The organism is Pseudomonas sp. GW821-FHT03E01 (genome assembly GCF_059420765.1).
Map to the genome: position 1 here is coordinate 56,044 of NZ_JBWKUI010000013.1, position 19,025 is coordinate 75,068.

Below are 19,025 nucleotides of genomic sequence, written 5' to 3' on the forward strand. Positions count from 1 at the left end.
GTCATGCAATGCTGATTTTATTAACGCTAGTGATCTGACCGTTCCAGATCATCTCGTAGTGGGCTGTTTGAATGACTGATGAGACTGGTCTGGGAGTCATCAGCGCCCAGCAGTAGTTGCCATGCATACGCACGGAGTTGTATCGCAGGCCAAGGCTCCCTGCATCCTTGACTGCCTTACCCAAGCGATGTGAGTGCGTGTAGTCGACGGGATCGTAGATAGGATCGTGCATCGGAATGGATACGGCATCCCTCATTGCTTCGTCAACGAAAGTGCAGGATAACCCCCGGAAAACAAACCTCTCGTAATTGAGATTCTGGACATTCGACCAATACTGATTTTGGTGATGCTGTACCTCAGCCAGAGCAGTTTCCATCGAGGCAGCCAAGTACAACACGCCGAAACTGCCATCGCTGAAACGCGAGCCAGTTGGGTTGACGTGGGTGAAAGGGGCTGTCGCATAAGAGCATCCAGGGATGCCAAAGGGAATTTCCGCACGCGGTATCAGCTCAAGCCGACCTACCTCATTTTGCAGCCTCGGATTTGTGAGGGCCTGTATCTGATACAGAACATCAAATTCGTTCGCGTCCGCCACGTCGTCAAACAACGCAATGGGCGGAAACTTTGAATTGATCAATCGGTAGGCCTGCAACTGCTCACCGGCCAATACTGGCAACTGGCTCACCATTACCATTGTGCGCCTCGCAGCACGTCGATCCGCCGAAACGTCTCGTACAAGGAAATCATATCCCCCTGGGACATGATTTCGAGCGGGGTACGCCCGTTGAAGAACTCGTTTTCGTTCGCCATCGTCGGAAAACCATAGACGTTCTCAGGGTTATCAAAGACAAGACGCAGAGCGGCATGGATGTTGAGAATAAAACTGATGCGCTGCATCTGGTCTGAATCCAGGTTTACGGACCAATCGGGATCGCGCTGCTTTGCCCGTGAGTACGTACTGCGGGAAATGCGCAGGATACGACAGGCCTGATCGCCCGATGCCTGCCACTTTTCGAGTATGCCTACAGCTGCTCGCAAACCAGTCACGCACTGGTCTTTGGTGAATCCTTGTGCCTGGGAGGTTGCTGTCATGTTGATCACTTCTTGTTTATCTGTAGATACAAATATATGCAAGATGACTCTATAGATCAATGACGTTTATGAGGCGGGGCTCCTCCGACAGGGCTTCTTCTTTATCATTCAGGTTGTGCTAAAGATACACAGCCCCGTAGGAGCGGCCTTCGGTGAGGTTTGTGCCAGGCACAAAAAAACGGCCCGAAGGCCGTTTTTTGTTTACCGCAAAGGCTTAACCGCCGAGGTACGCTTCGCGTACTTTCGGGTCGGTCAACAGCGCTTCACCGGTCCCGCTCATCACCACCCGGCCGTTTTCCAGCACGTAGGCACGGTCGGCGATTTTCAGGGCCTGGTTGGCGTTCTGCTCCACCAGGAACACCGTCACACCGTCCTTACGCAGTTGTTCGATGATGTCGAAGATCTGCTGGATGATGATCGGTGCCAGGCCCAGCGATGGCTCGTCAAGCAGCAGCAGCTTGGGCTTGCTCATCAGCGCGCGGCCGATGGCGAGCATTTGCTGTTCGCCGCCGGACATGGTGCCGCCGCGTTGGGCAAAGCGTTCTTTCAGGCGTGGGAAAAGTCCCAGAACCTTGTCCATCTGTTCCTGATAATCGCCCTTGTCGGTGAAGAACCCGCCCATGGCGAGGTTTTCTTCCACGGTCAGGCGGGCAAACACCCGACGGCCTTCCGGAACCACGGCGATGCTTTTACGCATGATCTGCGACGAGTCCTGGCCGACGAGCTCTTCGCCCATGTAGCGGATGCTGCCGCTGTGGGCTTGCGGCGAACCGCAGAGGGTCATCAGCAGGGTCGACTTGCCGGCACCGTTGGCGCCGATCAGGGTCACGATCTCGCCCTGGCGGACTTCGACGTTGACGCTGTGCAGCGCCTGGATCTTGCCGTAGAAGGTGGAAACGTTTTCGAACTGCAGCATTTACGCTTCCCCCAGGTAGGCTTTGATCACTTCAGGATTGTCGCGGATCTGCTCCGGCGTGCCGTTGGCCAACGGTGTGCCCTGGTTGATCACGAAGATATGGTCGGAAATGCTCATGACCAGTTTCATGTCGTGTTCGATCAATAGCACCGTCACATTATGCTCTTCACGCAGGGTGCCGATCAGCGCCTTGAGGTCGTCGGTTTCCCGCGGGTTGAGGCCGGCGGCCGGTTCGTCGAGCATGAGGATGCTTGGACGGGTCATCATGCAGCGGGCGATTTCCAGGCGGCGCTGCTGACCATAAGCCAGGGTGCCGGCCGGGCGGTTGGCGAACTCCTTGAGGTTGACCTTTTCCAGCCAGAACTCGGCGTATTCCATCGCCTCGCGTTCGCTGCGGCGAAACGCCGGGGTCTTGAACAGGCCTGCCAGGAAGTTGGTGTTCAGGTGCCGGTGCTGAGCAATCAGCAGGTTTTCCACGGCGGTCATGTCCTTGAACAGCCGCACGTTCTGGAACGTCCGCACCACGCCTTTGCCGGCGATCTTGTGGCCGGGCAGGCCTTCGATCGCTTCACCGTTGAGCTGGATAGTGCCGGCGGTGGGTTTGTAGAACCCGGTCAGGCAGTTGAATACAGTGGTCTTGCCGGCGCCGTTGGGGCCGATCATCGAGACCACTTGTTTCTCTTTGACGCTCAAGGCTACGCCGTTGACCGCCAACAGGCCGCCGAAGCGCATGCTCAGGCCATCTACTTTCAGGATCTCTCTGCTCATTTACGCAGCTCCATGTGAGGACGTTGCATGGGCAGCAGACCTTGAGGACGCCAGATCATCATCAGCACCATCAAGGCGCCGAACATCAACATGCGGTATTCGCTGAAGTCACGCATCAGTTCGGGCAACAGGATCATCACGACAGCCGCGAGAACCACGCCCAACTGCGAGCCCATGCCGCCCAACACCACGATGGCGAGGATGGTGGCCGACTCGATGAAGGTGAACGACTCCGGCGTGACCAGCCCTTGGCGCGCGGCGAAGAAGCTACCGGCGAAACCAGCGAAGCAGGCACCCAGGGTGAAGGCCGACAGCTTGATCACGGTCGGGTTCAGGCCCAGGGCACGGCAGGCGATTTCGTCTTCGCGCAAGGCTTCCCAGGCACGGCCGATCGGCATGCGCAGCAGGCGGTTGATCACGAACAGCGCGAACAGTGCCAGCAACAGCGCCACCAGGTAGAGGAAAACCACCTTGCTGACCGGGTTGTACGTCAGGCCGAAGAACTCGTGGAAGGTCTGCATGCCTTCGGTGGCCGTTCTTTCGAAGGTCAGGCCGAACAGCGACGGTTTGGGAATGTTGCTGATGCCGTTCGGTCCGCCGGTGAGGCCCGTCAGGTTACGCAGGAACAGACGGATGATCTCACCGAAGCCCAGGGTCACGATCGCCAGATAGTCACCGCGCAGGCGCAGCACCGGGAAACCGAGCAGGAAGCCGAATGTGGCCGCCATCAGGCCGGCGATCGGCAGGCAGATCCAGAAGCTCAGCCCGTAGTAGTGCGACAGCAGCGCATAGCTGTAGGCGCCCACGGCGTAGAAGCCGACGTAACCGAGGTCGAGCAGGCCGGCCAGACCGACCACGATGTTCAGGCCCAGGCCGAGCAGCACGTAGATCAGGATCAGCGTGGCGATGTCCACCGCACCGCGTGAACCGAAGAACGGCCAGACCAGTGCCACGACGATCAACGCCATGATGATCCAGCGCTGGGTGGTCGGCAGGGTCAGGAAGTGGCTCGCGCTGGCCGGGATCAGTTTGCCCTTGGGCACGGAGCTCATGGCCGCCGAGTATTCGCGGTCGAACAGCACACGCAGGAACATCAGCACCGAGCAGGTGGCGATGATGATCAGCGTGGAGGTGCTGGCGCCTTCCACTTCGAGGTTGATCCCGGCGATGGACAGTTTCAGGCCGAGTACCGGATAGGCCACGGCCCATACCAGCAGGGCGCTGAACAGCGCCTGTTTAAGATTCCTAGTCATACTTTCTCAACCTCCGGACGACCCAGCAGGCCGGTTGGCCGGAATAACAGCACCAGGACCAGAAGGCCGAAAGCCACCACGTCCTTGTACTGGTCACCGAATATATCGGCGCCGAATGCTTCGGCTACCCCCAGCACCAGACCACCGAGCATGGCGCCCGGAATGCTGCCGATGCCACCCAGCACCGCCGCGGTAAAGGCTTTGAGGCCTACCAGGAATCCGGCGTTAGGGTTGATCACGCCGTACTGCATGCTCAACAGTACTGCCGCCACGGCCGCCAGGGCGGCACCGATGACGAAGGTCAGGGCGATGATGTTGTTGGTGTTGATGCCCAGCAGGTTGGCCATCTTGATGTCTTCGGCACAGGCCCGACAGGCGCGTCCCAGACGTGAACGCGAGATGAACTGGGTGAGACAGAGCATCACCACCAGGGTCAACACGAACACCAGGATCTGCATGTAGGAGATCAGCACTTCCTGTGCGCCGCCTGGACCGAAGCTGAAGCTGCCCGGAATCAGGTTAGGGATCGATTTGTCCTTGGAGTCCTGCGAGAGCAGTACGGAGTTCTGCAGGAAGATCGACATGCCGATGGCGGAGATCAGCGGGATCAGACGGTTACTGCCCCGCAGAGGGCGGTAGGCGATCCGTTCGATACTGTAGCCGTAGGCACTGGTCACTACGATGGTCGCCAGGAAAGCGGCGGTCATCAACAACGGCAGAGAATGGATACCCAGCATGGCCAGTCCGGCAAGGACGATGAAGGCCACGTAGGAACCGATCATGTAGACCTCGCCATGGGCGAAGTTAATCATTCCAATAATGCCGTAAACCATTGTGTAGCCAATGGCTATAAGGGCATAGGTGCTGCCAATGGTCATCCCATTAACCAGCTGTTGGAAGAAGTGATAGATCTCAGGCATTACAGCGCTCCTAAAAACCTGATACGCATTTCACTGGTGGAGTCATGTTCCGGCCCGGGCTGTGTGGTCTGTGGCCACCTTCGCACGAGCGTTTGCCAGCGAACCGCTGGTGACGGTTTTAAGATTTTCAGGTAAGCCAACTCCCGGATCGCGGGACTCTGACTCATTAATCTCGTAAAACAAAGCCCACTGCTTGCGCAGTGGGCTTTATTAATCATGGCGCTAGCTTACTGAGGGGAAACTTCGGTTTTTGGTTTGCCGAAGTGCCACTCATAGACCACGAATTTGAAGTCTTTCAGGTCGCCCTTGCTGTCGAACGACAGATCACCGGTCGGGGTCTTGAAGGTGCCTTTGTGAATGGCTTCAGCCACCTTGGCGGTGTCTTCGCTCTTGGCAGCCTTGATACCTTCGGCAATCACTTCGACAGCCGAGTAGGCCGGGAACACGAACGGACCGCTTGGGTCCTGCTTCTTGTCGGCAAAGGCTTGTACCAGGGCTTTGTTGGCTGGGTCCTGGTCGAAGGATTTCGGCAGGGTGACCAACAGGCCTTCGGAAGCATTCTGGGCAATTTGCGAGATGGAGTCGTTGCCGACGCCTTCAGGCCCCATGAACTTGGCTTTCAGGCCTTTTTCCTGGGACTGACGCAGGATCAGGCCCAGCTCCGGGTGGTAGCCGCCGTAGTAGACGAAGTCGACGTTGGCTTGCTTGAGCTTCTGGATGATCGAGGAGAAGTCCTTGTCACCGGCGTTGAGGCCTTCGAACACGGCAACCTTGACGCCTTTCTTCTCAAGGGTCTGTTTCACGGCGGTGGCGATGCCTTCACCGTATTGCTGTTTGTCGTGCAGCACGGCAACGATTTTCGGTTTTACGTGATCGGCAATGTAGTTACCGGCGGCAGGGCCCTGGGCGCTGTCCAGGCCGATGGTGCGGAACACCAGCTTGTAACCACGGGTGGTGATGTCCGGGTTGGTGGCGGCCGGGGTGATCATGATCACGCCTTCGTCTTCGTAGATGTCCGAAGCTGGCTGGGTGGAGCTGGAGCACAGGTGGCCGACCACGAATTTCACACCATCGTTGACCACTTTGTTGGCGACGGCCACGGCTTGTTTAGGGTCGCACGCGTCGTCGTATTCCTTGGCTTCGAGCATCTTGCCGTCGACGCCGCCCTTCGCGTTGATCTGCTCGATGGCCATCTTGGCGCCGATGAACTGCATGTCGCCGTATTGAGTGACCGGGCCGGTTTTAGGGCCGGCGATGCCGATCTTGATGGTGTCGGCGGCGAACGAATGGCTGGCAACCCCGGCCAGAACCATAGCGGCAAACAGTTTTGAAATCTGCTTAGTAGCCTTAGTCATAGTGCTCCACTCTTACTGTTGTAGTTTTTATAGTCCTGGCGCCGTAGCAGCAGAACCGGGTCAGATATCGTCGATATCCTCCGGAAAATGCCCCCGGCAACTGTACCGGTACAGTGTAGAGCGCCGATTGTTAGCCTGGGAAGCTGGCGCCAGGGGGCAAAACCTGAGGGTGTCGCTTTGTTGAAAGAAAAAGACAGAATCGCGGCAGGATGTTAGCTGGCTAATACTTGAAGCAGCAGCATTCCCTGGCTTTCCCGGTTTTTTCAATCGGTAACGCAATTGCATCCGGGTTTTTCTGGCGCAACACCGACGTTATCATTCACATCGATTTCTTTTGCGGACAGGAACCCATGACTCAAGAACCTAGCACCCTCTATGCCAAGCTGCTTGGTGAAACCGCATCTATTACCTGGAAAGAGTTGGAGCCGTTCTTCGCCAAGGGTGCCCTATTGTGGGTCGACCCAGGCCTGGATTTGATTGCTGCGGCGGAGGCGGTGGCGACCGATGAAGGCGAGAAAGTCGCTGCCTGGCTGGCCGCCGACAAGGTCGCCAAGCTGTCTGAAACGCGGGCGCTGGATCTTTTCGAGCGTGATCCGGAGCTGTGGGCCGTGGTTGTTTCGCCGTGGATTATGATCCAGGAAAGGGCGAAGGCTTGAATGCTTGCACCGATTTGGTGCTTTGTTTTGTCGGGCAAAAGTGTGTAGCCGAGTAGCGTGATGGCACGTTGCCGTGGAGAAAGGCCACAGAAAGGCCGGTATAACGGTGACGTAAACGTAACGGGAACAGTTTATTGAGCAGCCGATGGGCTGCTCAATTGTTTCTGGGTGTTGTGATCGTTCCCACGCTCTGCGTGGGAATGCAGCCCGGGACGCTCTGCGCCCCAAAAGCGGACGCGGAGCGTCCATTGAGGCGTTCCCACGCGGAGCGTGGAAACGATCATCACAAGGCTGCGATCGTTAAAGGCTCGACCTCAATAAGCCGTCTTGCCCGTATGGTTATTCAGCGAAATAACCTTGGTCTTGCCAATCCGGTGACGGTAGATCTCGCGCAGGTACTTGATCGCCTTCTTCACGCAATCGCGCGACAAACGAATGTCATTGATCGAGACGAACTTGTCCTTGTCGTTGATCAGCTCGCGGTACTTCTTCTCGTACATCGGTTTGATCGCGTACCAGTTGGTGTCGAGGATCTTCGCCGGGTTTTCGAATTCGTTGAGCAGGTCGTCGATCCGGTCTTCGTCGAAGTCTTCATGGATGATGAAGTCCAGGATCGAGTTATCCAGCGTTTCGTCGAAGCGATACGGATTTTTTGCGAAGCAACGCTTGATGAACGCCACGATCAGCGTCAGGAAGTCGTCCGACAGGCATGGGCTCTTGGCGATCAGGGTGGTCAGCGACAGGTTGGCCGAGGCGCCGATTACCAATGCATAACGCTTGAGCGTGGTGTTGGGGAACAGACTGTTGAGGTGAGTCTTCAACCGGTTCAGGTCCATGTAGGACAGTTTGTAGTCTTTAGGCAGGGACACGATCGACACCACCGACGAGCAGTTCTTGAAGAAGTGCAGGTCGTGCAAGGCGGCTGCGTCATAGCCCGAATTCTTGTACTGCTCGAGCGAGGCGCGGTAGCGCTTGGACTCGATTGGCAACAGGCTGATGCCTTCAATCGCCTGAGTGACTTTGTTGAAGTGCGGCAGGTCGATGGAACGGAAGAACAGATCGTCGATGTTCAAGCGCTGCGGCTCTTTGTCGAACACCTTGAATTTGTCGCTGCTCGGCGGCGGGGTTTCCGGCACCACGGACTCGGCGTAGGCAATTGCCACCGGGCCGGCCAGGCTCATGAACAGGTCGTTGGCGTCCAGGCGAATGGTTTCGCCGATGTCGATGCCTGCGCGACGGAAATAGTTCTGGTCGTAGTCGGTGGTGACCGCCTGCGCCGTCAGAATGTTGAAGATCTGCTGTGAGATGTACTGGTTGGCGTGCTTTTCCATCGCGTTGACGTCGATATTCTGGATGTTGCCGTCATCGCTTTCTTCGGCATAACGCATGATGTCGTTGGAGATCAGCATCATCGCGTTCCATGGACGGATACGGCCCATGACGCTGGCTTCGCTGCTGTCTTCGTTGGCGAAGTTGTAGGAGAAGTCCCACTCTTCCGACAGGTATTTGCACAGCAGGCGACCGGCGTTGATGTGCAGCGCTTCGGACATTTCACTGCGGTGATCGGAAATGTTCGGCAGTACGCAGATGCCGCTGGTGAAGATCGGCTCGAAGACGAAGGAATGGCCGCTCTTGCCGTCGTGTTCGTCCATCGGCTTGGTGTCGAACGTCTTGTTCATGTACGAGTGCTGCTGGGCCAGGCCGAATTCCGAGGCCATGCCCGAACCGGTACCGCCACCGGCACTGAAGATCGAGAAGTACAGGCGCGACTGGTTGGCCTTGATCCCGCAGCTGTCGATCAGGTACGAGTGAATCATCTTCCAGTCGGGGCTGGAGAAGCGCTGGGTGTCCTTGTTCAGGATGATCTTGGCCAGGTACTGGCCGAGGATCGGCGCGTTACCGGCGCCACCGGCGTGGACTTCCGACAAGTCCATGATTTTCATTTTGCTGTAGTCGCGCAAAAAGCCGCTTTTTTCGCCCTTGCGCGAGAAACGGATGCGACCGGCGATGTCCTTGTCCAGGTCGCCGAGCATCACCAGCGGTTCCACCAGGAATACCGGTTTGGTGGCCTTGTTCGGCCCCAGGCGCAGGTTGTTGCGAATCCACTGCGCCGGGCTGTAGCCCTTTTCGGCGTAGCGTTTATCCGGCGACGGACGGTCTTCGTTGTTGAATTCGTTGAGGTAGAACTTGCGGGCGTTGTACACCAGCTCCGCCACGTCCAGCGCGATGTTCGAACCGCAGCGGCCCAGGCCGATCAGGCACACCGAGGGGAATTCCTGGTCGTTGTGCTGTTCGTTGTCGCCTTCCAGATGGGGCGGGCGCGGGAACACCAGGTCGCGCAGGCCGTCGAGGTTGTCGAGGATGCGGTCGGTATTGGTTTCGGTGAAGTACAGGTATTGCTGAGTCGACAGCGGACGCGACGGGGGCAATGGCTTCGACGATGAGGGGCTGTTCGCCGCGGGGCTCAGGGTCAGGTCGGATACCGCGGTGGCCGGATTGTTTTTAGAAGTCATTGTGCGCCATATACCTGGACTGGTCGGCTCGTCGACAAGTGTCATCGAGTCATCACGGAATGGGATCTCGCGTCTTTTTTTAGCGCGAATGTGGCCCAAGCGTCAGGGCCTTGGCCTGAACATCGCTCGGGGGAATCCTTTCCTTAACCATGATGAATCGGCCAATATTCGATGATCTTTAATCAAGGGGAGGCTAAATGATGGCAACGTTGCCTGCGCTGGGGTTCGCCGGAATCGGCCTGATGGGTTTGCCGATGTGCCGACGCCTGTTGGCGGCCGGTTACCCGCTGACGGTGTGGAACCGCAACCCGGCCAAGTGTGCAGCGCTGGTCGAGGCTGGTGCGCGGCAAGTGGCGACACCGGCCGAGCTGTGTCAGCACGCCGACGTGGTGATGTTGTGCCTGGCCGATACCGCGGTGGTTCGTGAGGTGGTGTTTGGCGCGGCTGGCGTTGCCGAGGGGGCGAAAAGCGGCCAGTTGCTGGTGGATTTTTCCAGCCTGGAGCCCACCGCAACGCGGGAAATGGCCACAGCACTGGCCAATAAAACCGGGATGGGTTGGCTCGATGCGCCAGTGTCCGGCGGGGTGGTCGGCGCCGAGGCCGGCAGCCTGGCGATCATGGTTGGTGGCGAGGCGGCAGACCTGGCGCGCGTGCGGCCGGTGTTGCTGACCCTTGGCCAGCGCGTGACCCACATGGGCGCGGTCGGCGCGGGGCAGGTGACCAAGGCCTGCAATCAGATGATCGTCGCCTGCAATGCCTTGGTCATTGCTGAAGTGGTGAGCCTGGCCGAGCGCTCCGGGGTCGATGCCAGCCTCATTGCCGAGGCGCTGGCCGGTGGTTTCGCCGATTCAAAACCGTTGCAGATTCTCGCGCCGCAAATGGCCGAAAGCCGTTTCGAGCCCGTGAAATGGCACGTACGTACGTTGCTGAAGGATCTCGATACCGCCGTGAAGTTTTCCCGCGAACAGGGTTCGGCCACGCCGATCAGCGGATTGGCCGCACAACTGATGCGCCTCCATGGGGGGCAGGGGTTCCTGGAAAAGGATCCTTCGACGTTAGTGCAGTTGTACCGTGAGCCAGACTCAACGGATTGACGGCATGCGTGTGCTGGTTGATTTCGGCCAGTACCGGCCGCAACTCAGCCAGCGGCACCGGATGGCTAAGCAGGTAGCCCTGGACGAAATCGCAGCCGTGGCGTTGGAGAAAGTCGTATTGCTCGAGGGTCTCGACGCCTACGGTGACGACCTGCAAATGCAGGGTGTGGGCCATGACGATAATGGCCTGGACGATTTCCATGTCCTGGGTCGCCTTGGGGATGTCCTGAATGAACGAGCGGTCGATCTTCAGCGTGTTTAATGGCAGGCGCCTGAGGTAGGCCAGGGATGAATAGCCGGTGCCGAAGTCGTCGATCGACAACGAAACGCCAAGGGCGCGAATCTGCCGCAGCAACACCAGGGTATTGGAAATATTGCCCATCAGCGCATTCTCGGTCACCTCCAGCTCCAGTCGCTGGGGCGTCACCCCGTAGATGCGCAGGGCGTGTTCGATTTCATCGGCCAGTTCTTCTCGCGCCAGGTTCAGGGGCGAGCAATTCACTGCGATCTTGAGGTCTTCGCAATCGTGGCGGGACAGTTCGCCCAGGTCTGCGCAGGCTTTGCGCAATACCCAATTGTCCAGTTCGGCGATCAGGCCGTTGGCCTCGGCGATGGCGATGAACCGGTCCGGCGTCAGCAGTCCGTGAACCGGGTGTTGCCAGCGGACCAGCGCTTCCAGTTTGGTGACTCGGCCGATTCTCAGGTCATAGATCGGCTGGTAATACAGCATCAACCCGGAGTCTTCGCGCAGGGCGTGACGCAGTTCTTCTTCAAGTTGCAACTCCAGGGTGGCGCGGGCTTTCAGGTTGGAACTGAAAAAGTGCAACCCGTTACGACCGCTGCCCTTGGACTGATAGAGCGCCAGGTCGGCGTTCTTCAGCAGTTCTTCGCAGGTCTTGCCGTCTTCCGGAAACAGGCTGATGCCGATGCTGGTGGTCATGACCATGCGCCGTCCGGACAACTCGATGGGGTCCTTCATTTTCAGCATGATGCGCTGGGCCATATGCCGCGCTTCTTCACGGTCGTACAGGTTGATGAGGAGGCAGAATTCGTCGCCTCCGAAACGCGCCACCACGTCTTCGTGGCTGCGCACTGAGGCCTTGATGTGGCTGGCGAGGACTTTGAGCAGTTCGTCGCCGGCATCATGGCCAAGGCTGTCGTTAATCCGCTTGAAGTGGTCGATGTCGAGGAATATCACCGCGAGCATGCCGCCCTCGTTGGTTTTTTCGATGAGTTTTTCGGCGAAGAGCTGGTTGAAGCCCCGGCGGTTGAGCAGGTTGGTCAAGGGGTCGTAATGCGCCACCTGTTGCAGCGACATGCGTGCCTGATCCAGTTGACCGAGCAGGGCGTTGACCCGCTGCAGGTCGGACTCCTTGTGTTGCAGCTTCTTGTCCGCCAGTGCGGCACTGATGCTGCTGCCGATGATCAACAGCGCCATCACTGCCACTGTCAGCCCCAGTTGCAGGTGATTGTTGTCGCCGGGCAGCGGTTGAAGGCTGTCGTCGGGCAGCACCAGGTTGAGCGATGCCATGCCGGTGAAATGCATGCTGACAATGCCGGCCCCGAGCACCAGGCTGGCGGTGTATTTGAGCAGTAGATGATACGCACCGGTGTCATCGCGCAAGTGACTGGAAATCAACAGGGCAGCCAGGCTGGCACCGATGGCGATCACGACGGAGAGCACGAACAGGGCGGGTTGGTAATAGACCAGCGCATTCGATCGCAGTGCGGCCATGCCCACATAGTGCATGGTTGCGATGCCCAGGCCGATCCACACCGCGGCCCGCAGGTATTGCCAGAAATTCAGTTGGGGATGGCTCAGGGTGTACATGGCCAGCCACGAGGCGGTCAGGGCGAACAACAGCGAGATCAGGGTAGTGGGCAGGTGGTAATGGATTTCGATCGGCACCTGGAACGCCAGCATGCTGATGAAGTGCATGGACCAGATACCGCCCGCCAGACACCCGGCGCCGACCCAGCGCCAGAGTCGTTGAGAGGCGGACTTTTCCACATGACCCACCCGCTCGGTCATGTCCAGCGTGGCGAAACCGGCCGTGCAGGCGACCAGATAGGCCAGCAACACCAGAAACGGGTTATGGGTGCAATTGAGTATGACCTGCCCGCTGTCCGGCAGCCCGGTCATGAAATGCAAACCAAGCCACTCCATAGCATGTCCCGTCTGTGAGTCATCTTGGCCTGCGTCATGCGCGCTGGCGAATGCTGGCAGTATAGAGGGCTTACACGGAGCGCAAGGGATGATAGCGCAATGATGTCAAATATTTTTCGAATGGCTTGATTGCGGTCGCTGCCAAGCCTTAGGCGATCTGCTCAAAAGGCGTTTCGAATTCAGGTTGCAGGGCGGGCAGCCCGAACGCGGCCCGTGCCGCATCGCAATCCACGTTCGCCTCGCCATTGGCCCAAGAGGCGTCGAACTCCCGACAAGTGCTGGAGCGCTGATCGTAAATCGAGCACTGCACGGTGCTGCCCACTTCACCCACCAGACCGACACAGCGAACAGGTTTGCAGTCTGTGCCCAGCATGGCCACCCGGCTGGGGCTGATGGACGTGACCAGTTCGTCAGGCACCGTGCCCCCGGCCGAGGTGCATTCACCCCAGAAAAAAGACACGCGGAAATGAGAACAGCAGGCACCGCAATTCAGACACGGACTGGCTTCGGACATGGGCAATGATCAAAGGAGGAATGGGAACGGGGTGGGCAGACAAGGCCGCTATTCTAGGCTTCGCCATGCCGTTGGGAAGGGGGGCGCAGAGGTATTTTTCCAGCCTGCGACTGATGGTGAAAAACCTGGCTTCCTGACAGCACTGATCCCACAGGTTATGTGTGGCGCCATGGGCTGATATCAGCCTTGCGAATAATGACAGACAGCCCTGACGGGCCTGACTAGATTGGAGGTTCCGGGGACAGTGACGGCCCCAACAACAATAAAAAGAGACGGACCCATGCAGAACTCGACCCAAGCGGCGAATGCCTGGCGCATTCTGTTCCTGTTGTTCCTGGCCAACCTGTTCAACTTCTTCGATCGCACCATTCCGGCGATCATCATCGAGCCGATCCGCATGGAATGGCACCTCAGCGACTTTCAGCTGGGGATCATCGGGACTGCATTCACCATCGTCTACGCTATTGCCGGCCTGCCTCTGGGGCGATTGGCCGATACTGGCTCGCGCAGCAAACTGATGGGCTGGGGCCTGGCGGCATGGAGCGGGCTGACCGCGGTCAACGGGTTGGTGGGCAGTTTCTGGAGTTTCCTGATCGTGCGGATGGGCATCGGCATCGGTGAAGCCAGTTACGCGCCGGCTGCCAACTCGCTGATCGGCGACTTGTTCCCGGCGCATCGTCGGGCGCGGGCCATGGGCATTTTCATGCTCGGCTTGCCGCTGGGCCTGCTGCTGGCGTTCTTCACCATTGGTGCGATGGTGAAGGCGTTCGACAGCTGGCGTGCGCCGTTCTTTATCGCGGCGGTGCCGGGGTTGATCCTGGCGGTCTTCATGTTCTTCATCAAAGAGCCGAAACGTGGCGCGGCGGAAAGCGTGCAGGTTTCACAGGAGCGTGTGGACCGGCCGATCCGTCGAGTGCTGGCGGTGCCGACTTTTCTGTGGCTGGTGATGGCGGGGCTTTGTTTCAACTTCGCCACCTATGCCTGCAACTCGTTTCTGGTGCCGATGCTGCAGCGTTATTTTCTGATGCCGTTACAGGACGCGGCGGTGGCGACCGGGGTGATCGTCGGAGTGACCGGGTTGTTCGGCCTGACATTAGGCGGATGGATTGCCGACAAGATTCACCAGCGGGTGGCCAACGGGCGACTGCTGTTCGCCGCGTTCAGCCTGATCATTTCGACGTTGTGCACGGCTTGGGCGCTGCATGCCGGGCGGATCGAGATCGGGGTATTTGTCGCGGTATTCAGCCTGGGGTGGTTATTCGCCTACAACTTCTACACCTGCGTGTACACGGCGATTCAGGACGTGGTCGAACCACGCCTGCGGGCGACGGCGATGGCGTTGTTCTTTGCCGGGTTGTATCTGTTGGGCGGTGGTTTGGGGCCGGTGGTGGTGGGCGGTCTGTCCGATCACTTCGCCCATACCGCGATGCTCTCGGCGGGTGCCGAGCAGATGACCGAGGCATTCAAGGCTGTCGGCCTGCATGACGCGATGTACCTGATCCCGGTGGCGCTGTTTTTCACCATGGTGTTTCTGTTTTTGGCATCGCGGTGTTTTGTGCGGGATGCCAAGCGGATGAAAGAAGGGTTGGTGGCGGTGGTTGAGCCAAAGGGTGCTGCGGTCACGGCCTGAGGATTGATCGTTCCCACGCTCTGCGTGGGAATGATCGGCGGGCGGGACAAGGCAAACAAAAAGGCCCGCATCGCTGCGGGCCTTTTCATCTTTGGCGATGGAGCAGGGCGGTTTAGCCCGCCACCAACACCCGAATCGCTTCCAGTCGCAATGCCGCTTTGTCGAGCATGGCCAGGCCTTGCTCGCGCTGCTTGCGCAGGGCAACCAGTTCGCTGTCGCGCACGGTCGGGTTGACCGCTTGCAAGGCGGTCAGGCGCGCCAGTTCTTCGTCGGTATCGGCCGCCAGGCGACGTTGTGCCTCGGCCACGCGCTCGGCATGACGCGGGGTGATCTTCTCTTCGCCGGCGTTGATCCGTGGCGTCAGCTGGTCGCGCTGGGCCTGGATGAACTTGTTGGCGCTGGCGCGGGGCACGCTTTCCAGTTGATCGTTCAGGGTTTCGAACGACACCCGGGCCGACAGGTCATTGCCATTGGCGTCGAGCAGGCAGCGCAGGGCGGCCGGCGGCAGGTAACGGCCCAGTTGCAGCGAACGCGGGGCAACCACTTCGCTGACATAGAGCAGTTCCAGCAACACGGTGCCCGGTTTCAGCGCCTTGTTCTTGATCAGCGCCACGGCGGTATTGCCCATCGAGCCGGACAGGACCAGGTCCATGCCGCCCTGAACCATCGGGTGTTCCCAGGTGATGAACTGCATGTCTTCACGAGACAGCGCCTGGTTGCGGTCGTAGGTGATGGTCACGCCTTCGTCGTCGCCCAGCGGGAAGCTGGCGTCGAGCATTTTTTCGCTGGGCTTGAGGATCAGCGCGTTTTCCGAATGGTCTTCGCTGTCGATGCCGAAGGCGTCGAACAGGGTTTCCATGTAGATCGGCAGGGCGAACTGATCGTCCTGTTCGAGAATCGCTTCGACCAGCGCATCGCCTTCACCCGCGCCGCCGGAGTTGAGTTCCAGCAAGCGGTCGCGACCGGTGTGCAGTTCGTCTTCCAGACGCTCACGCTCGGCGCGGGCCTCGTCGATCAGTGCTTTCCACTCGCCATCGTCGGTCTCTTCCAGCAGCGGCAGCAGGCGCGGGCCGAACTGATGCTGCAAGGCGTTGCCGGTCGGGCAGGTGTTGAGGAATGCGTTCAGCGCTTCGTGGTACCACTGGAACAGCCGCTCTTGCGGGCTGGTTTCCAGGTATGGCACGTGCAGTTCGATGACGTGCTTCTGGCCGATCCGGTCGAGACGACCGATGCGTTGCTCCAGCAGGTCCGGGTGCGACGGCAGGTCGAACAGCACCAGATGGTGCGAGAACTGGAAGTTACGGCCTTCACTGCCGATTTCCGAGCAGATCAGCACCTGGGCGCCGAATTCTTCGTCCGCGAAGTAGGCGGCGGCGCGGTCACGCTCAAGGATGTTCATGCCTTCGTGGAACACCGTGGCCGGAATGCCGGAACGCACGCGCAGGGCGTCTTCCAGGTCCATGGCGGTTTCGGCGTGGGCACAGATCACCAGCACTTTGGTGCGCTTGAGCATTTTCAGGGTGTCGATCAGCCATTCGACGCGCGGGTCGAATTTCCACCAGCGTTCTTCTTCGTTGGCGTCCGGCTGGGACTGGAAGCTGACTTCCGGGTACAGCTCGATGTGATCGCCCAACGGCAGTTCGAGGTATTCGGCCGGGCACGGCAGCGGGTAGGGGTGCAGTTTGCGCTCCGGGAAACCCTGCACGGCGGCGCGGGTATTACGGAACAGCACGCGGCCAGTGCCATGGCGGTCCAGCAGTTCGCGGACCAGACGGGCGCAGGCTTCGGTATCGCCATCGTTGACTGCGCTCAGCAGGGCTTCGCCTTCGTTACCGAGGAAGCCGTGAATGGTCTTGTGCGCTTCAGGCGACAGGCGCCCTTTGTCCAGCAACTCCTGAACGGCTTCGGCCACCGGGCGATAGTTTTCGCTCTCGGCGCGGAAGGCATGCAGGTCATGGAAACGATTCGGGTCGAGCAGGCGCAGACGGGCAAAGTGGCTGTCTTGGCCCAGTTGTTCCGGGGTTGCGGTCAGCAGCAATACGCCCGGGATCGTTTCAGCAAGCTGCTCCACCAGGGAGTACTCAGGGCTGACCTGGTCTTCGTGCCACACCAGGTGGTGCGCTTCGTCGACCACCATCAAATCCCAGCCGGCGGCGAACAGCGCGTCCTGGGCTTTCTCGTCTTCCACCAGCCATTCGAGCGCCACCAGGGCAAGCTGGGTGTCTTCGAACGGGTTGGTGGCATCGCTTTCGATGAAGCGTTCTTCATCGAACAGTGCAACTTGCAGGTTGAAGCGGCGGCGCATCTCCACCAGCCACTGGTGCTGGAGGTTTTCCGGCACCAGGATCAGCACGCGGTTGGCGCGGCCCGAGAGCAGTTGGCGATGGATCACCAGACCGGCTTCGATGGTCTTGCCCAGGCCCACTTCATCGGCCAGCAGAACCCGCGGCGCAATGCGGTCGGCGACTTCACGGGCGATGTGCAACTGGTGCGCGATCGGTTGCGCGCGCACACCGCCCAGGCCCCAGAGCGACGATTGCAACTGGCGGCTGGTGTGTTCCAGGGTGTGATAACGCAGGGAGAACCAGGCCAGCGGGTCGATCTGGCCGGCGAACAGACGGTCGCTCGCCAGTCGGAACTGAATGAAGTTCGACAGTTGGGTTTCCGGCAGGGTGACCACTTCGTTCTGCCCATTGAGGCCGTGGTAGACCAGCAGGCCGTCAATGTCGTCGACTTCCTGTACGGTCAGTTTCCAGCCCTCGAAGTGAGTAATCGAGTCACCCGGCGAAAACCGCACGCGGGTGAGGGGCGCATTCCGTAGCGCATACTGGCGAGTGTCGCCAGTGGCCGGGTAGAGCACGGTCAACAAGCGGCCGTCCTGTGCCAGAACGGTGCCTAAACCCAGCTCGGCTTCGCTGTCACTGATCCAGCGTTGCCCCGGTTGATACTGCTGCGCCATGCTGCCTGACTCCCACCTTGAAAAAGCGGGCTATCTTAACGGAATGAGCCTTCAGGGCCAAAGGATTACTCAATAGGAGCTACCGAAGGTTGCGATCTTTTGATCTTCAAGTCCTGAAAAGATCGCAGCCTTCGGCAGCTCCTGTCTGTGCGTTGGGTCACAAGTTTTCGACCGATGGCTCAAGTCGCCATCCCCGCAGCCGACAGCCTGCTGACAGGAGACCAAAAATATGCTGCCACCGATGCTCCCCTTGAGCGCCGTGCCGATCACTTCACAGCAGGATCCGATCCGCCAGCGCCCGGATATTCCCCCCGTGGTGTCGGTGCAGGAAAGCTCCAATGAAAGCACCATCGACCTGCAAAACCGCGACCCGGAAGAGGCGGGCCTGCAGCTGCGCGAGGAGCAGCGTCGGCAACAGGAACGGGAGCGGCGCCGTCGCGAGGCCGATGAGGATCCTGAAGAGCATTTGGCGATCCCCGGTAATGAGCTCAATGCCGACAATACCGTGCCGGTGGTGCCGTTGATGGAGAGTCAGCCACGTCAGGGGTTGTGGGTCGATATCGAGATCTGAAGTGTCGGAGACTGGTCAGCGCCCGCGCCAGACCGCATTATTGGCGCAATCCTGTCGCCTTTAGCCGGCAGCTGAATTCATTTCCAAGCGATGCACTGAACGCCATGAGCCAAGATGACAAGCTGATCGACCTCAATTCTGAACGTGCCAAACGGGTTCATGACCTAAATGAAAAGCGCCTGAACGAAGTGCGCCAGGCATTTGAGCAGGCCATGCCGTTGGGTAAAGCGAAGAAAAAGCCGAAGAACAAACCGAAAAAGCGTTGAAACACCCTGCATCTGTTGATGCAGGTCAGTTATTTCCCTTCCTTTACGCCCAGTCTCGGGCGGCATTGATCCCGGTCAATTTTCTCTCCTGCCCGATTGGTTAACTTAGCCCCATCGCAACAGAGCATGTGCAGGAGGCCAGTCATGTTTTTCGATAACGTGGTGATCGCCGGAGTGCTGACAGTCGGCCTCATGGTTCTGTTTTTTGCAGGGTTTGGTTTTTTTATCTGGAAGGATTCGCATAAGCGGAGAAAACCGTAGTTCTTTCTGGAGCAATGAGCACGCAAGGCATTTTGGGCGACTTCGGTCGCCCTTTTTTTTTGTGCGATCGAAAGGGATGCGGAGCGTCCC

The 19,025-nt window shown here is 59.0% G+C and carries 17 protein-coding genes; 6 read left to right on the forward strand and 11 right to left on the reverse strand.

Annotated features, from left to right (window positions below; genetic code table 11):
• Position 1 precedes the first annotated feature (1 nt).
• From AC07VO_RS21540 to AC07VO_RS21570, 7 genes are all read right to left on the reverse strand, one after another.
• Entirely contained in the window at positions 2–694 is a 693-nt protein-coding gene (locus AC07VO_RS21540) for an RES family NAD+ phosphorylase (RefSeq protein ID WP_086944794.1), read from the reverse strand.
• Positions 688–1,092 (reverse strand): antitoxin Xre-like helix-turn-helix domain-containing protein, encoded by a 405-nt coding sequence (locus AC07VO_RS21545; RefSeq protein WP_019647893.1) that lies wholly within the window; start codon positions 1,090–1,092, stop codon positions 688–690. Before AC07VO_RS21545 ends, AC07VO_RS21540 begins: the two co-directional genes overlap by 7 nt.
• Positions 1,093–1,306: 214 nt before the next feature.
• A complete protein-coding gene (locus AC07VO_RS21550; protein ID WP_018926896.1) occupies positions 1,307–2,008 on the reverse strand; it encodes an ABC transporter ATP-binding protein in 702 nt (233 codons plus the stop codon).
• Positions 2,009–2,776, reverse strand: a complete 768-nt coding sequence (gene livG, locus AC07VO_RS21555; RefSeq protein ID WP_018926895.1) for a high-affinity branched-chain amino acid ABC transporter ATP-binding protein LivG — start codon at positions 2,774–2,776, stop codon at positions 2,009–2,011.
• Complete coding sequence (locus AC07VO_RS21560) at positions 2,773–4,029, reverse strand: high-affinity branched-chain amino acid ABC transporter permease LivM (RefSeq protein WP_064619898.1); 1,257 nt, start codon at positions 4,027–4,029, stop codon at positions 2,773–2,775. The genes livG and AC07VO_RS21560 overlap by 4 nt, the downstream gene beginning before the upstream one ends.
• Positions 4,026–4,949, reverse strand: coding sequence for a high-affinity branched-chain amino acid ABC transporter permease LivH (gene livH, locus AC07VO_RS21565; protein ID WP_495007666.1), 924 nt, complete (start codon positions 4,947–4,949; stop codon positions 4,026–4,028). Before livH ends, AC07VO_RS21560 begins: the two co-directional genes overlap by 4 nt.
• 227 nt (positions 4,950–5,176) lie before the next feature.
• On the reverse strand, positions 5,177–6,304 hold the full coding sequence (locus tag AC07VO_RS21570) for a branched-chain amino acid ABC transporter substrate-binding protein (RefSeq protein ID WP_019580926.1): 1,128 nt from the start codon (positions 6,302–6,304) through the stop codon (positions 5,177–5,179).
• 350 nt (positions 6,305–6,654) lie between these two features.
• On the opposite strand from AC07VO_RS21570, the gene AC07VO_RS21575 reads away from it, so the two are divergent.
• Entirely contained in the window at positions 6,655–6,960 is a 306-nt protein-coding gene (locus AC07VO_RS21575) for a DUF2288 domain-containing protein (protein WP_026286481.1), read from the forward strand.
• 314 nt (positions 6,961–7,274) lie between these two features.
• Here the strand turns inward: AC07VO_RS21575 and AC07VO_RS21580 are convergent, their stop codons facing one another.
• Positions 7,275–9,473, reverse strand: coding sequence for a hypothetical protein (locus AC07VO_RS21580; RefSeq protein ID WP_018926890.1), 2,199 nt, complete (start codon positions 9,471–9,473; stop codon positions 7,275–7,277).
• Positions 9,474–9,670: 197 nt separating this feature from the next.
• Between AC07VO_RS21580 and AC07VO_RS21585 the strand changes: the two genes are divergently transcribed.
• On the forward strand, positions 9,671–10,567 hold the full coding sequence (locus tag AC07VO_RS21585) for an NAD(P)-dependent oxidoreductase (protein ID WP_168206183.1): 897 nt from the start codon (positions 9,671–9,673) through the stop codon (positions 10,565–10,567).
• Here the strand turns inward: AC07VO_RS21585 and AC07VO_RS21590 are convergent.
• The gene (locus AC07VO_RS21590; protein ID WP_495007667.1) at positions 10,458–12,734 is read right to left on the reverse strand and encodes a putative bifunctional diguanylate cyclase/phosphodiesterase; all 2,277 of its coding nucleotides are present in this window, start codon (positions 12,732–12,734) and stop codon (positions 10,458–10,460) included. The genes AC07VO_RS21585 and AC07VO_RS21590 overlap by 110 nt on opposite strands.
• 148 nt (positions 12,735–12,882) lie before the next feature.
• Positions 12,883–13,248 (reverse strand): YkgJ family cysteine cluster protein, encoded by a 366-nt coding sequence (locus AC07VO_RS21595; protein WP_018926887.1) that lies wholly within the window; start codon positions 13,246–13,248, stop codon positions 12,883–12,885.
• Between the two features lie 262 nt (positions 13,249–13,510).
• On the opposite strand from AC07VO_RS21595, the gene AC07VO_RS21600 reads away from it, so the two are divergent.
• Positions 13,511–14,878 (forward strand): spinster family MFS transporter, encoded by a 1,368-nt coding sequence (locus tag AC07VO_RS21600; RefSeq protein WP_256580779.1) that lies wholly within the window; start codon positions 13,511–13,513, stop codon positions 14,876–14,878.
• 112 nt (positions 14,879–14,990) lie between these two features.
• Here the strand turns inward: AC07VO_RS21600 and rapA are convergent, their stop codons facing one another.
• Positions 14,991–17,837, reverse strand: a complete 2,847-nt coding sequence (gene rapA / locus AC07VO_RS21605; protein ID WP_018926884.1) for an RNA polymerase-associated protein RapA — start codon at positions 17,835–17,837, stop codon at positions 14,991–14,993.
• A gap of 229 nt (positions 17,838–18,066) precedes the next feature.
• On the opposite strand from rapA, the gene AC07VO_RS21610 reads away from it, so the two are divergent.
• The 3 genes from AC07VO_RS21610 to ccoM all read left to right on the forward strand — a co-directional run bounded on the left by AC07VO_RS21610 (position 18,067) and on the right by ccoM (position 18,935).
• Positions 18,067–18,408: a hypothetical protein gene (locus tag AC07VO_RS21610; protein WP_018926883.1), complete on the forward strand. Its 342-nt coding sequence runs from the start codon at positions 18,067–18,069 to the stop codon at positions 18,406–18,408.
• 104 nt (positions 18,409–18,512) lie between these two features.
• Positions 18,513–18,674, forward strand: coding sequence for a hypothetical protein (locus tag AC07VO_RS21615; RefSeq protein ID WP_007935839.1), 162 nt, complete (start codon positions 18,513–18,515; stop codon positions 18,672–18,674).
• Positions 18,675–18,818: 144 nt separating this feature from the next.
• The gene (ccoM, locus tag AC07VO_RS21620; RefSeq protein WP_018926882.1) at positions 18,819–18,935 is read left to right on the forward strand and encodes a cytochrome c oxidase subunit CcoM; all 117 of its coding nucleotides are present in this window, start codon (positions 18,819–18,821) and stop codon (positions 18,933–18,935) included.
• Positions 18,936–19,025: the final 90 nt, after the last annotated feature.

Excerpts from the sequence above, each read along its gene's own strand:
- AC07VO_RS21615 (WP_007935839.1), top strand. The coding sequence starts at position 18,513 with ATGAGCCAAGATGACAAGCTGATCGACCTCAATTCTGAACGTGCCAAA.
- AC07VO_RS21585 (WP_168206183.1), top strand. The coding sequence starts at position 9,671 with ATGATGGCAACGTTGCCTGCGCTGGGGTTCGCCGGAATCGGCCTGATG.
- AC07VO_RS21560 (WP_064619898.1), bottom strand. The coding sequence starts at position 4,029 with ATGACTAGGAATCTTAAACAGGCGCTGTTCAGCGCCCTGCTGGTATGG.
- rapA (WP_018926884.1), bottom strand. The coding sequence starts at position 17,837 with ATGGCGCAGCAGTATCAACCGGGGCAACGCTGGATCAGTGACAGCGAA.
- AC07VO_RS21545 (WP_019647893.1), bottom strand. The coding sequence starts at position 1,092 with ATGACAGCAACCTCCCAGGCACAAGGATTCACCAAAGACCAGTGCGTG.
- ccoM (WP_018926882.1), top strand. The coding sequence starts at position 18,819 with ATGTTTTTCGATAACGTGGTGATCGCCGGAGTGCTGACAGTCGGCCTC.
- AC07VO_RS21575 (WP_026286481.1), top strand. The coding sequence starts at position 6,655 with ATGACTCAAGAACCTAGCACCCTCTATGCCAAGCTGCTTGGTGAAACC.
- AC07VO_RS21590 (WP_495007667.1), bottom strand. The coding sequence starts at position 12,734 with ATGGAGTGGCTTGGTTTGCATTTCATGACCGGGCTGCCGGACAGCGGG.
- AC07VO_RS21550 (WP_018926896.1), bottom strand. The coding sequence starts at position 2,008 with ATGCTGCAGTTCGAAAACGTTTCCACCTTCTACGGCAAGATCCAGGCG.
- livH (WP_495007666.1), bottom strand. The coding sequence starts at position 4,949 with ATGCCTGAGATCTATCACTTCTTCCAACAGCTGGTTAATGGGATGACC.
- AC07VO_RS21540 (WP_086944794.1), bottom strand. The coding sequence starts at position 694 with ATGGTAATGGTGAGCCAGTTGCCAGTATTGGCCGGTGAGCAGTTGCAG.
- AC07VO_RS21580 (WP_018926890.1), bottom strand. The coding sequence starts at position 9,473 with ATGACTTCTAAAAACAATCCGGCCACCGCGGTATCCGACCTGACCCTG.
- AC07VO_RS21570 (WP_019580926.1), bottom strand. The coding sequence starts at position 6,304 with ATGACTAAGGCTACTAAGCAGATTTCAAAACTGTTTGCCGCTATGGTT.
- AC07VO_RS21610 (WP_018926883.1), top strand. The coding sequence starts at position 18,067 with ATGCTGCCACCGATGCTCCCCTTGAGCGCCGTGCCGATCACTTCACAG.
- livG (WP_018926895.1), bottom strand. The coding sequence starts at position 2,776 with ATGAGCAGAGAGATCCTGAAAGTAGATGGCCTGAGCATGCGCTTCGGC.
- AC07VO_RS21595 (WP_018926887.1), bottom strand. The coding sequence starts at position 13,248 with ATGTCCGAAGCCAGTCCGTGTCTGAATTGCGGTGCCTGCTGTTCTCAT.